Raw genomic sequence first — 12,891 nt, 5'->3', positions numbered from 1 at the left:
GACACCGGCCCTATGGCGGCAAAAGAGAGGGGGGAGCGAACCAGCCTGTGGATGGCTCTTTTTACATCTGCGGGCGTGACGGCGGCCAGTTTCGCCAGAGTTTCCTCCGGGAGGACGGGGCGCCCGTGGATCAGGGTGCTCTGGCCCAGATGCTCGGACCGGGCGGCGGTACTCTCAAGTCCCATCAGGATGCCGGCGCGCAGCTGGGCCCGGGCTCTCTCGAACTCGGCTTCGGTCAGGTCGTTCTCCACTTTCTGCAGTTCATCACACACAACAGGGATCAGTTCGGCCGCGTGTTCCGGACCGGTTCCGGCATAGATGCCAAAAAGACCGCCGTCCTCAAAGGCCGAGGAAAAGGTGTGGATGCTGTAGACCAGACCCCGCTTTTCCCGCACTTCCTGGAACAGGCGGGAAGACATGCCGCCGCCCAGCAGGGTGGACAGGATGGAGACGGTATAATAGTCCGGATCATGGTATCCGGGACCCTGGAAGCCGAACACCAGGTGAAGCTGTTCCAGGGTCCGGTTCTCCCGGAAATCTCCGCCGGACCAGACGGCGGGATCTGTCCGCTGTACACTTTCGCGCGGCAGTCGGGCGAAGGCCCGGGCCGCCATCTCCACGATCTGCTCATGGTGAACGTGACCCGAAGCCACCAGCACCATGCGGGAGCCGGCATAGTGCTGCAGCCATGCTGACAGAGACTCCCGGGGAAGGCTGCCGATAACCTGCGGTGATCCCAGGACAGGCATACCCAGGGTCTGCCCCGGGAACGAGATGGCCTGGAGGTGGTCGTGGATGATATCGTCGGGGGCATCGTTGGTCTGGCCGATTTCCTGCTGGATCACGGTACGCTCCCGGTCCAGTTCCTGGGGATCCAGCAGGGAATTCTGCAGCATGTCCGCCAGGATATCCATGGCCAGACCCGTGTCTTCCTTCAGGACCCGGGCGTAATAGGCCGTCTGCTCCCGGGTCGTGTAGGCGTTCATGTGGCCGCCCACGGATTCAATCTGCTCGGAAATGGCAAAGGCGCTGCGCGTGGGCGTGCCCTTGAACAGCATGTGCTCCACAAGATGGGCAACGCCGTTGATCTCCGGCGTTTCGTGACGGGTGCCCACGCCGACCCAGACCCCCAGCGAGACGGTGGCCACCTCGGGCATGGAGTCCGTAATAATTTTCATGTTGTTGGGGAGAGTCGTAACCTGAACGTTCATGCTGTTTTTTCCGTGTGCGCAGAAAAAGCCTGAGCCGCCGGGTGGTGGAGGATACGGGCCTCGGCCTCATCCACCGACAGGTCAGCCAGGGACGGAACCTCAAGGGTTTCAAATCCCGGTCGCCGGATGCCGGTAAGGGCTGCGGGCCAGGCTGGGCCGAACAAGGCAATGCCTGGTGTCCCCAGATGGGACGCCAGATGCACAGGACCGCTGTCGTTGCCGATCACAAGGGCGGCCCGGCGCAGCACGCCGGCCAGTTGGAAAAGATCCAGGAAGGACCCGCCGGTGAGGCAGATTCCAGGGATCGGGCGGCACAGGTCGGCCTCATCCGGGCCGGGCACTGTCACGACAGTCCAGCCCCGGTTTTTCAGCCTTTGCGCCAGGGCGGCATAGTGGGGCCAGCGTTTCTTTGCCCCTGCGCGGGACGATCCGGGCAGCAGGACAGCAAAGGGTTCCTTCACACCGGCCTCTTCCAGGAGGGCAGAGATGTCATCCGCCATCCATGACGCATCAGGCAGGGGAGTATACCGGGCGGGGACGCCAGCTACGGCCAGCTGGGCCGAGAGTCTTTCGACAATGGGTACGGTCCTTCGGGCCGGCGGGGCCCAGTGCATGCTGGACCCCCTGGCCTGTCCCGACCAGGGGGTGTCTTTCAGGAACCAGCGGTACCAGAGTTCTGTGCGGCCCGAGTTCTGCAGGTCATAGACGCGGGTCCAGGTCCTGCTGCGCAGAAGCCTGGCCACAGCCCAAAACCTGTCCAGCCGCCAGCGGGGAGCCCGGTTCCCCACCAGGACTGCATCAACCCACGGGCAACGTTCGAACAGCCGCTTCCAGGGCCCTGTCGTTATCACGGAAATACGGTCGTCCGGATGGTGTAGCCGGATATCCTGGATGGCACCCATGGCCTGGATGATGTCCCCCAGGGAACCCAGTTTAATAACAAGAATATCTGCCATTCTGAAGAGTACTGCTGTTGTTGTGCGCTGTGCCCCTGTATAATACACTCCCGGGATTAATCCCAGATTGTTTCGCTGGCAGGGTCATGGCAATGTCAGATGCGGGAGAAATCCCGCCCCCCTTTATCCTGGTGGTTGATGATGATCCCCGCCTGCGTGGTCTTCTGGAAAAATTCCTGACAGACCAGGGATTTATGGTGGTCGTTGCCCGGGACGCTGCCGACGCCCGGGCCAAAATGGCCGTGGCTGTGTTCGACCTGGTTGTGCTTGACGTGATGATGCCGGGAGAGGATGGTCTGACCCTGACGGCTGACCTTCGGCGTACGTCGGATATCCCTGTCCTGCTGCTGACCGCGCGGGGAGAGGTGGAGGACCGGCTGACGGGCCTGGAGAGCGGCGCCGACGATTATCTGACAAAACCCTTCGAGCCCCGGGAACTGGTCCTGAGGATCAACGCCATCCTGCGCCGGACCCCCCGCCCTGCCGGCACGGCCGGGGAAGTCACCATCGGCCCCTGGACCTTCCAGGCCGGGCGCGACACCCTGATCCAGGGGGAGACCACAGTGCGCCTTTCAGCGGCCGAAGCCAACCTGCTGCGGACCCTGCTGCGGAAACCGGGTGTTGTTTTCAGTCGCGAGGATCTTGCCGGAAAGCTGGGTCTGGAGGGCCAGGTGCGCACGGTGGATGTCCAGGTCACGCGCCTGCGCCGCAAGATGGAGGCTGATCCGAAGGTACCCCGGTGGCTGCAGACGGTCCGGGGGGAGGGGTATGTGCTGTGGCAGTCATGACCTCTCCTTCCGAACCCCTCTGGAATGCAAAACGGAAAAGGCACCCCCTCAAGGCAGTGCTGCCCGGGACGCTGTTCGGGCGCTCGCTCCTGATCATTGTGACGCCGGTCATCCTGCTGCAGCTGATTTCCATGTGGGTCTATTACGACCGCCATCTGGACAGCGTCACAGCCCGCATGACCGGCGCCGTGGCGGCCGACATTGCCTTTGTCATTGACCGTCTGGCTGCGGATCCGGCGCCGGAAAGACAGGCGGAAATCCTGTCCTCGGCGCTGAAAAACATGAACCTGCTCATGTCCCTGGATCCGTCCGGTGCATTTCCGCGAATTCCGGAAAATCGCGGGCACGGTTTTCTGTATACGTCCCTGGACAATGCTATCAGGTCGGGCATTCGGTTCCCGGCTGTTGTCATGGAAATGGACCGGGACAACTGGTACGAGGTCCGGGTCCGCCTGGATGACCGCAGCATCCTGTCCGTCATGGTGCCCCGCAAGCGTTTCTACAGTTCCACGGCAGTGATCTGGGTTCTGTGGATGATAGGCTCCTCGATTGTCCTGCTGGTGGTGGCCCTGGTATTCATGCGCAACCAGATCCGCCCCCTCCGTCGCCTCGCCCTGGCTGTGGAAAGGTTCGGCAAGGGGCGGGAGGTGCCTGATTTCCGGCCCGAGGGGGCGCTGGAGGTCCGCCGTGCCGCCGTGGCCTTTCAGGGAATGAAGGAGAGGATCCAGCGCCAGATCGTCCAGCGGACAGAAATGCTGGCCGGTGTCAGTCATGACCTGCGCACCCCCCTGACCAGAATGAAGCTTCAGCTGGCCATGTTGCCGGACAGCCCGGACATCCGGGACCTGAAAAAGGATATCAGTGATATGGAGACCATGATCGAGGGATATCTGGCCTTTGCCCGGGGAGAGGGAGAAGAGGTCATGCAGCCGGTTTCTCTCAGCCGGATCCTGGAAGAGGTCATTGGCAGTATCCGGCACGAAAAAGGATCAACAGAGCTGTCCGTGGACGGGGAACTGGTCCTCCCCCTGCGTTCTGCAGGCATGAAGCGGTGCCTGACGAACATCATCCACAATGCCCGGCGCTATGCTCTGGCCACGTGGGTCCATGCACAGCGGCAAGGGGACGCGGTTATTGTGACAGTGGACGACAATGGACCCGGCATTCCCGCTGCCCTGCGGGACAGCGTGTTCCGGCCTTTTTTCCGGGTAGAGGGCTCCCGCAACGCAGCCACGGGCGGCGTAGGCCTGGGCCTGACCATCGCCCGGGATATTGCCCATAGCCACGGCGGAGAGATCTCCCTGTCCGACAGCCCGCGGGGGGGGCTGAGGGTGACAGTTTCTCTTCCTGTTTGAATCCTTTACAGGGATTTCATTTCTGCAGACAGGGCGGTAAACTGTTCCGGCACAGAGCCGGGAGTCCCTTGATGCCTGTTTCACTGACCAGAGGCCAGCAGGTTGCCCTGTATGACACCCCTGAAGACAGGCCCAACCGTGTGATCATGGGCCTGGGCTGGGATGCGCGCCGGCCGGGGTTCCTGCGGCGTCTGCTGGGAATGGCAGAGGAAACGGACCTGGATGCCTCGTGCCTCATGCTGGATGAGAGCGGACAGCTGGTGGACGTGGCATGGTTCAGGCAACTGCGCAGCAAGGATGGATCCGTCGTCCATACTGGTGACAACCGCACGGGCGGCAGCGAGGGAGATGACGAACAGATCTTTGTGGATCTGGACAAGGTGCCTGCTGCGGTCCGGCATCTGTTTTTTGTGGTCAGCTGCTTTACAGGCCAGACCCTGTCCCGCATCAGCAATGCCTATTGCCGCCTGGTGGATGCGCGTACGCGGAAGGAAGTGGCGCGGTATGGTCTGTCAGATTTTGGCGATTATACCGCCTGTGTCCTGGCCCGCCTGTATCGGGATGGAGAGGACTGGCGCATGCAGGCCTGCGGCGAGGGATCGGGAGGATATACGCCGGCCCAGGTGATGCCGGCCGTGCGCCGCCTGCTGAAAAGAAGCTGATGCCTGTGATGAACGCCATTATGATCCGCAGGCCGGGAGGGGCGGAGGAACTGCAGCCTGTCCGCAGGCCCATGCCTGAACCCGGTCCGGGAGAAGTTCTGGTTTCTGTTTTCTGCGCCGGGGTCAACCGGGCTGACATTCTCCAGCGTCAGGGAAAGTATCCACCGCCACCCGGCATCACCGATATTCCCGGGCTGGAAATTTCGGGAACTGTTGTCTCGGCCGGGGCCGGCGTGACCCGCTGGAAGCCCGGGGATATGGTTTGCGCCCTGCTGGCCGGGGGTGGCTATGCAGATCATGCGGTTGTACCCGAGAGCCAGTGCCTGCCTGTTCCGGCCGGGTTGGATCCTGAAAAGGCTGCGGCCCTGCCGGAAGCGGCTTTTACCGTATGGGCCAATGTGTTCGAGGCCGGCAGGCTGAAAGCTGGTGAAAGTCTTCTGGTCCATGGCGGAGCAAGTGGTATTGGCACCATGGCCATCCAGCTGGCTCGCGCCAGGGAAGCGTCCGTCCTCGCTACTGCAGGGACTGTTGAGAAATGCAATGCCTGCGAGGCCCTGGGCGCTGTCCGCGGGATCAATTACAGGCTGGAGGATTTTGTCTCCGTGGTCCAGGATATCACTGCAGGTCGGGGCGTGGATGTGGTCCTGGACATGATGGCGGGCGATTACATCCCCCGCAATCTGGAGGTTCTGGCCCCGGGCGGGCGTCACATAACCATCGCGGCACAGCGGGGAGCCGCAGTGGAGATCAATATCCTGACGGTCATGCGCAAACGCCTGGTCCTCACCGGTTCGACCCTGCGCGACCGTCCGCTGGCAGAAAAGGCCCGGCTGGCGGCAGAGGTCCAGGCCCATGTATGGCCCTTTGTGGACTCCGGCGCTGTGCGACCTGTTGTCCACACCGTTTTCCCCATGTCACGCGCGGCCGAGGCCCACCGCCTGATGGAAAGCGGGACCCACACGGGCAAGATCGTGCTGAAGAATGATTTTACTTGATGATCCCCCCAGGCTAGACAGGAAGCATTCTTTCCCTGTGGGCGCGTGGCGGAACTGGTATACGCAGCAGACTTAAAATCTGCCGTCCCGAAAGGGGCTTGCCGGTTCAAGTCCGGCCGCGCCCACCACATCTTGCGGAATGGCCATGCGTCTTCTGGACAGGATTTTCCCGAAACCGGACCGCTTCCTGGACTTTGCGGGCGATCCGGGTGAGCCGCTGCCTGGTCGGGCAACGCCGTTCATCTGGTATTTCGTCAGAAAACTGAAGTGGTCGCTGGGGCTGCAGTGCCTGCTGTATACAGCGGGTTCTGCACTGATGGCTGTAGAACCCATGTTTTTCGGCCTGATGGTGGATGCGGCAACAGACAGTGCGCCGGGCATGTTCTGGCATAATGCGCTCTGGGTGATTGCAGGATACGTCCTGTTCGTACAGGTTCTCGCCCGGATCGGATGGCAAGCTGGTCACATGGTCCAGGCCCATGTGGATCCTATCCTGCTGGTGCTGATCCGCTACAGGCTGGCCGGATACCTGTATGGCCACAGTTATCGCTTTTTCCAGGAGGACTTCGCAGGGCGTCTGGCCGGCAAGGTCATTGAGATGCCTGCAGCCATAGTTGGCATTGTTGACGAGATGGTTGAATTCGCCCTGCATACCCTGGTTACAGCCGCGGTCATCATGGTCCTTTTTGGCATGATTGACTGGCGCTTTGCCGCCGTAACGGGGGTGACTGTCATTCTGCACGGTCTTCTCGGCTGGCGGTTCGTGTTGCCCATTTCCCGGACGTCGGCGGTTTCTGCGGCCGCATCCAACAAAATGCGGGGGCGCTATATCGACAGTATTTCCAATATCCTTCTGGTCAAGCTGTTTGCACGCCGCCGGTATGAAGATGGCCTGCTCAGCCAGGCTCTGGCAGAATCCGGGACAGCGGAGAAGGATGCTGAATGGCAGAACGTGCTGTACATGCGCGGCCAGCATGTCCTGCGCGCTGTTTTCCAGACTTCCGTGATTGTTATCTGCGCTGTGGGTTATGCGGAAGGAACCCTGACCGTGGGCGAGATTGCCACAGCCCTTCCCCTGTGCGGTCTTTTTACCAATACCCTGTGGTGGGTCATGAAAATGGCTCCCACCCTGTTCAGCCGCCTGGCCAACATCCAGGAAGCGCTGGACACCATTATCCAGGAGCAGGAGGTGCGGGATGCGCCGGGGGCGGGCACGCTGGTTGTTAAAACGCCGGGGCTGGATATTGAAAGTGTCACCTTTGCCTATGGCCACCAGCAGGTGTTCAGGGATTTTTCCCTGCATATCCCGGCTTTCCAGAAGGTGGGTCTGGTGGGCCTTTCCGGCGCCGGGAAATCAACTCTGGTCCAGCTGGTGCTGCGCCTGTTCGATCTGCAGGGCGGAAAGATCACTCTTGACGGGACAGACATCGCCACGGTGACGCAGGACAGCCTGCGCGAGACTGTTTCTGTGATCCCCCAGTCCACGGACCTGCTGCACCGCTCAATTCTGGAAAACATCCGCTATGGCCGGCCGGAGGCCACAATGGATGAGGTGGTGGAAGCCGCGAAAAAGGCCCACATCCACGACGTGATTCTGAACCTGAAAGACCAGCACGGCAACACGGGCTATGAGGCCCTGGTGGGAGAGCGGGGGGTGAAGCTGTCCGGTGGCCAGCGCCAGCGCATTGCCATCACCCGGGCCTTTCTGAAAAATGCGCCCGTCCTGATCATGGATGAGCCCACATCAGCCCTGGACAGCGAGAGTGAGAAACTGATCCAGCAAAGCCTGGCGGTTCTGATGGAAGGACGGACCGTCATCGCCATTGCCCACCGCCTGTCCACGATCCTGCACCTGGACCGGATCGTAGTTCTGAAGGACGGGCGCGTGGTGGAAGACGGGCGGCACGGGGAATTGCTGGCCCGGAACAGCCTCTATGCCCATCTGTGGGCCCTGCAGTCGGAAGGGTTTATTGGGGAAGGCGGGGCAGAAGTTTGAGGTTTTCTGTCATCCTGAGCGGAACGTCACGCCGTGACGCGAAGTCGAAGGATCTCTTTATGAGGGAGATCCCTCCACTCGGCCTGAAAGTCTCGGTCGGGATGACAACAAAATCTCAGGCTGCCACAACCTCGGCGGCGACTTCGGCAGCTTCGCGTACAGGGGCTTCCCTGGCCACCCGTTTCCTGGCGCCTTCGCGGACGTACTGGCTGATGTGCTTTTCCAGCTCGCCCATGCAGTCGACGAAGAAATGGTTGGCCTGGGGGATGACGCGGTAGTCGATGCGGATGTCCTTCTGCAGGCCCAGCTTGATGACAAGCCTTGCCACAGAAATTTCCGGAATCTGGGCATCCTGGCCGCCATGGATGATGAGGCCCGAGGAGGGACAAGGAGCCAGGAAGGAGAAATCGTAATGGTGTGCCGGCGGGGCAACAGAAACGAACGAGCTGATCTCGGGCCGGCGCATCAGCAGCTGCATGCTGATCCAGGCGCCGAAGGCAAATCCGCCAACCCAGATCTCGCGCGAGGTGGTGTTGACGGACTGGAGCCAGTCCAGCGCCGCGGCGGCGTCTCCCAGTTCTCCCTCGCCGCGGTCGTACTGACCCTGGCTGCGGCCCACACCGCGGAAATTGAACCGCAGGACAGAGCATCCCTCGGCGGCAAAGGCCCGCTGCATGCTGTGCATCAGGGGATGATTCATGGTCCCCCCGTACTGGGGATGGGGTGGCATCAGCAGGGCTACAGGCGCCCCGGGCGTTCCGGCAGGGTGATAGCGGGCTTCAAGACGGCCGGCGGGACCGGTCAGGATGATTTCAGGCATGGATAATCCGCAAGGAACAGAAACCGTGCTATGCTGGCTGGCAGGACACCGGCGCAACATGCAGGCAGAACTATAGCACACAGGAAGATCCGGAATTCAAGACATATGAACAGACTCCCTCCATAGCCCTGACTGCAGCGGACGCCTGCTGCGTCACTGCAGTACTCGAATCCTCCTGTACTATGGTGTACACTCCGGTTCTCCGTTCCTCGTTCCTGGCATTCGCCTCGCCGCAGCAGGTTCTGGAGGAGGTCTGATAATTTCACGGACAGGATACCCCGTGACCAGCAGGATCTATCTGGATAACAATGCCACTGTACCCCTGCGCCCTTCTGTGCGCGAGGCTGTGGTTGCGGCCCTTGAAATCACGGGAAATCCATCGTCGGTCCACAGCTTTGGCCGCGACGCCCGCAGGATTGTGGAAGAAGCCCGGGAGCAGGTTGCCGGCGCGCTGGGCACCCGGCCTGGACAGGTAATCCTGACCGGCGGAGGGACCGAGGCCAACATAATGGTTCTGCGCGGTTTTCCCGGCCGCCGGATCCTGGTGTCTGCCATCGAGCACGATTCTGTCCTGAAGGCTGTGGACAGCCCGGTCCTGATCCCTGTTCGCCCTGATGGAACAGTGAGCCTGGAAGTTCTGCAGGAGATGCTGGCAGAAGGATCGGGCGCGGCTCTGGTGTCAGTCATGCTGGCCAACAACGAAACCGGTGTGATCCAGCCTCTGGACCGCGTCGTGGAGATGGCCTGCCGGTACGGAGCGCTGGTCCATACGGACGCTGTCCAGGCCGTCGGAAAGATGCCGGTGGATTTTTCTGCCTTGGGGGTGGATCTGCTGTCTGTCAGCGCCCACAAGGTGGGAGGACCTCCGGGTGTGGGAGCTCTGGTAGTGCGGGACGGACTGGATATCGAGCCGCTGCTGCGGGGCGGCGGGCAGGAGCGCCGCCGCCGGGCGGGCACTGAAAATGTGCCAGGGATAGCAGGATTCGGGGAGGCCATGGCGGCGCTGGACAGCCTGTGCCCGCCAGACATGGCCCTGTGGCGGGACCGGATGGAGTCGGAGATCCTGAAGCAGGAACCCCGGGTCCGGATCTGCGGCCGGGAGAGCCTTCGCCTGCCCAATACCTCATGCCTGCTGGTGCCGGGCATTCCGGCCAGCAAGCAGCTGATGGCCCTGGATCTGGAGGGGATTGCGGTCAGTGCGGGCAGTGCCTGTTCCAGCGGAAAGCTTCAGGCCTCCCACGTCCTGCGGGCCATGGGTCTGTCTGAAGCCGATGCGTCCTGCGCTATCCGTATCAGTGCTGGCTGGCAGACAGTGCCAGACCACCTGGACCGGTTTGTCGAGGCCTGGACGTCCATGGTCCGCCGCTGTCACATATCCTGATTGTTCTGTTGTTCTGAATGGCAGTTCGTGTGGGTGCCTTGCAGTGGGCATTCCAGAACAGCCGAAGAGGCTTCCGGTTTTGTATCCTGAGCGTCCGACAAGACCTGGTCCGCTACCTGACCATCAAGGGCAGCGCGGGCTGTGGCAGTAATGTCAGGCCCTGTTGTTTCTGGCAGGACTGCGGCTCCCGGCAGAATGGTCAGCAGGCCGCTGATGTAGACGAAAGTGTAGTTATCCGAGAGTGCGCCAGAGGGGATGATGCTGAAAAGCCCCGTGGTTGAAAGGTCAGGCGCTGTTGTGACAAGTGACGGCAGCTGGTCCAGGCTGCTTTCAGTTTCAGTACCTGAGAAACCCGTCGCGGGAGCAAAGTTGCTGTAGGCCACTGTCAGGACAGGAGTCTGGCCTGCTGTAACCGTGGCATCGTTGGCAGTGACTGTCAGAGCCCGCCGTGTGACGGCCAGGGTTCCGTCTGTCCGGATGTAGTCATAGCGCGGGTCTGATCCTCCGGTTACGGAGATCGTGTATATATCAGGCGAAGCATGCTGGATGGCCGTCGTACTGGCAAGGGGCAGCGAGAACAGGTCTGTGTCCCGTTCGCCGTTCTTGAAGCCCGTATAGCTCAGTGTGAAAACCGGATTTGTATCGCCATAGGGCCGGGTATAGTCATCGGCCGTGATGAACAGGGGGGCGGGCGTGATCGTCAGCGTGCCGTCCACCAGAATATAGGTATACCGGGGGTCTGCTCCATCAGACAGAGCGATGGAATGAAGGCCGGGCAGTGAAGACGGGTCTGCCGAACGGATATCGGGAAGAGCGGCCAGATCCTCCTCCGTATCCCCGTTTTTGAAGCCCAGATAGGTGAAGGCGAAATGGGGATTGTCATCTCCGTATTCACGGCTTGCGTCATCAGCGGTGATGGTCAGCGGAGCCGGGGTGATGGCCAGTGTACCGTTGACCCTGTTGTATGTATACCGGACATCCGATCCACCAGTTACGCTGAGGTCATAGTCATCGGGGATAGAGAACGCGTCGGCCAGCGTTGAGACTGTTACCAGACTTGCAAGGTCGCCTTCATCTTCGCCATTTTTGAAACCACTGTAACTTAACGTAAAGGCTGGATTGGTATCCCCGTATTCCCTGGTTTTGTCATCAGCTGTAATTGTAAGGACAGCCGGAGTAACGCTCAGTGTGCCGTTCACACGATTGTATGTATACCGGACGTCAGATCCACCACTGACAGAGATGTCATAATCATCAGGAACCGAGAAAGCATCTGCCAGGGTTGAGGCTGTGGAGGCAGAAGCCAGATCGCCTTCGTCTTCCCCGTTTTTAAAGCCTGAATAATTCAGGGTGAATGTGGGGTTGGAATCGCCATATTCCCTGGATTTGTCGTCAGCGGTGATAGTGAGCACGGCGGGTGTAACGGTCAGGATACCGTTAACGCGGTTATAGGTATAGCGAACATCTGAACCGCCGGTGACTGTAATGTCATAGTCGTCAGGAATTGAGAATGCGTCGGCCAGGGTTGAGGCTGTGGAGGCAGAAGCCAGATCGCCTTCGTCCTCACCGTTTTTGAAGCCACTGTAGTTCAGTGTGAAAGTGGGGTTTGCATCGCCATACTCACGTGTTTCATCATCAGCTGTGATCGTCAGGACAGCCGGGGTAACGGTCAGGGTTCCATTCACGCGGCTGTAGATATACCGGATGTCTGAACCGCCTGTTACACTTATGTCATAATCATCCGGAATTGAGAAAGCATCAGCCAGGGTCGAGGTTGTTGCCAGACTGGCGAGGTCACCTTCATCTTCTCCGTTTTTGAATCCGCTGTAGTTTAGCGTAAATGTGGGATTGGCATCGCCGTATTCGCGTGTTTCATCGTCGGCAGTAATCGTGAGAATGGCGGGAGTGACAGTCAGAGTGCCATTGACCCTGTTGTATGTGTAGCGAACATCCGATCCGCCTGTGACGGTGATATCGTAATCATCAGGGACAGAGAAAGCGTCTGCCAGGGTGCCTGCGACAGGGGCAGAAGCCAGATCGCCTTCATCCTCGCCATTCTTGAAGCCGCTGTAGTTCAGCGTGAAAGTGGGGTTTGCATCGCCATACTCGCGGGTTTCATCATCAGCTGTGATCGTCAGGACAGCCGGGGTAACGGTCAGGGTTCCGTTAACTCTGTTGTATGTGTAGCGAACATCCGATCCGCCTGTGACGGTGATGTCGTAATCGTCAGGGATCGAGAATGCGTCTGCCAGCGTCGAGGCTGTAGCCAGGCTGGCCAGATCGCTTTCATCCTCGCCATTTTTGAATCCACTGTAGTTCAGCGTGAAGACAGGATTGGCATCCCCGTATTCACGGGTCTGGTCATCAGCTGTGATGGTCAGTACGGCGGGTGTAACCGTAAGAATCCCATTCACACGGTTATAGACATACCGGACGTCCGAGCCACCGGTGACCGTAATGTCGTAATCATCAGGGATGGAGAAAGCATTGGCCAGAGTGCCTGCGACAGGGGCAGAAGCCAGATCGTTTTCATCCTCGCCATTTTTGAATCCGCTGTAGTTCAGCGTGAAGACAGGATTGGCATCACCGTATTCACGGGATTCATCATCTACCGCAATCGTCAGAGGAGCCGGGGTAACATTTAAAGTGCCGTTTTCAAAATCGAATTCATATCCACCCGCAGCTAAAGTACCCAAGGATACCGTGATGTCATACATTCCTGTGATG

10 protein-coding genes and 1 tRNA gene are annotated in these 12,891 nt (G+C 60.1%); 7 read left to right on the top strand and 4 right to left on the bottom strand.

Features of this window, described 5'->3' with window-relative positions; genetic code table 11:
* On the bottom strand, window positions 1-1,211 hold a 1,211-nt coding region (locus M3O22_05550; GenBank protein MDP9196218.1), incomplete at its 3' end, for an insulinase family protein.
* A complete protein-coding gene (locus M3O22_05545) occupies window positions 1,208-2,167 on the bottom strand; it encodes a glycosyltransferase family 9 protein (protein ID MDP9196217.1) in 960 nt (319 codons plus the stop codon). The genes M3O22_05550 and M3O22_05545, both read right to left, overlap by 4 nt.
* A 92-nt stretch (window positions 2,168-2,259) precedes the next feature.
* Here M3O22_05545 and M3O22_05540 point away from each other — a divergent pair, with 92 nt between their 5' ends.
* The 6 genes from M3O22_05540 (at window position 2,260) to M3O22_05515 (ending at window position 7,963) form a co-directional block, all read left to right on the top strand.
* A complete protein-coding gene (locus M3O22_05540; protein MDP9196216.1) occupies window positions 2,260-2,955 on the top strand; it encodes a response regulator in 696 nt (231 codons plus the stop codon).
* Entirely contained in the window at window positions 2,952-4,310 is a 1,359-nt protein-coding gene (locus tag M3O22_05535; protein ID MDP9196215.1) for an ATP-binding protein, read from the top strand. The genes M3O22_05540 and M3O22_05535 overlap by 4 nt, the downstream gene beginning before the upstream one ends.
* A 71-nt stretch (window positions 4,311-4,381) precedes the next feature.
* Window positions 4,382-4,972, top strand: a complete 591-nt coding sequence (locus tag M3O22_05530) for a TerD family protein (GenBank protein ID MDP9196214.1) — start codon at window positions 4,382-4,384, stop codon at window positions 4,970-4,972.
* Window positions 4,972-5,967 (top strand): NAD(P)H-quinone oxidoreductase, encoded by a 996-nt coding sequence (locus tag M3O22_05525; GenBank protein ID MDP9196213.1) that lies wholly within the window; start codon window positions 4,972-4,974, stop codon window positions 5,965-5,967. Before M3O22_05530 ends, M3O22_05525 begins: the two co-directional genes overlap by 1 nt.
* Before the next feature lie 39 nt (window positions 5,968-6,006).
* Window positions 6,007-6,095 (top strand) — tRNA-Leu (locus M3O22_05520).
* A gap of 17 nt (window positions 6,096-6,112) precedes the next feature.
* The gene (locus M3O22_05515) at window positions 6,113-7,963 is read left to right on the top strand and encodes an ABC transporter ATP-binding protein/permease (GenBank protein ID MDP9196212.1); all 1,851 of its coding nucleotides are present in this window, start codon (window positions 6,113-6,115) and stop codon (window positions 7,961-7,963) included.
* Window positions 7,964-8,078: 115 nt separating this feature from the next.
* Here M3O22_05515 and M3O22_05510 read toward each other — a convergent pair whose 3' ends face one another.
* Window positions 8,079-8,783, bottom strand: a complete 705-nt coding sequence (locus tag M3O22_05510; protein ID MDP9196211.1) for an alpha/beta hydrolase — start codon at window positions 8,781-8,783, stop codon at window positions 8,079-8,081.
* Window positions 8,784-9,063: 280 nt separating this feature from the next.
* Between M3O22_05510 and M3O22_05505 the strand changes: the two genes are divergently transcribed.
* Window positions 9,064-10,164, top strand: coding sequence for a cysteine desulfurase (locus M3O22_05505; protein MDP9196210.1), 1,101 nt, complete (start codon window positions 9,064-9,066; stop codon window positions 10,162-10,164).
* Here the strand turns inward: M3O22_05505 and M3O22_05500 are convergent.
* Window positions 10,152-12,891: lipoprotein 17-related variable surface protein (locus tag M3O22_05500; GenBank protein ID MDP9196209.1), on the bottom strand; the 2,740-nt coding region annotated here is incomplete at its 5' end. The genes M3O22_05505 and M3O22_05500 overlap by 13 nt on opposite strands.

This window comes from Pseudomonadota bacterium (assembly GCA_030775045.1).
Lineage (GTDB): Bacteria > Pseudomonadota > Alphaproteobacteria > JALYJY01 > JALYJY01 > JALYJY01.
The sequence above is the reverse complement of the archived record's forward strand: the minus strand, read 5'-3'. Positions and strand labels throughout refer to the sequence as shown.

What these genes read in the sequence shown, in the direction of transcription:
- M3O22_05525 (MDP9196213.1), top strand. Translation starts at nt 4,972, where the DNA reads ATGCCTGTGATGAACGCCATTATGATCCGCAGGCCGGGAGGGGCGGAG.
- M3O22_05540 (MDP9196216.1), top strand. Translation starts at nt 2,260, where the DNA reads ATGTCAGATGCGGGAGAAATCCCGCCCCCCTTTATCCTGGTGGTTGAT.
- M3O22_05510 (MDP9196211.1), bottom strand. Translation starts at nt 8,783, where the DNA reads ATGCCTGAAATCATCCTGACCGGTCCCGCCGGCCGTCTTGAAGCCCGC.
- M3O22_05535 (MDP9196215.1), top strand. Translation starts at nt 2,952, where the DNA reads ATGACCTCTCCTTCCGAACCCCTCTGGAATGCAAAACGGAAAAGGCAC.
- M3O22_05530 (MDP9196214.1), top strand. Translation starts at nt 4,382, where the DNA reads ATGCCTGTTTCACTGACCAGAGGCCAGCAGGTTGCCCTGTATGACACC.
- M3O22_05545 (MDP9196217.1), bottom strand. Translation starts at nt 2,167, where the DNA reads ATGGCAGATATTCTTGTTATTAAACTGGGTTCCCTGGGGGACATCATC.
- M3O22_05515 (MDP9196212.1), top strand. Translation starts at nt 6,113, where the DNA reads ATGCGTCTTCTGGACAGGATTTTCCCGAAACCGGACCGCTTCCTGGAC.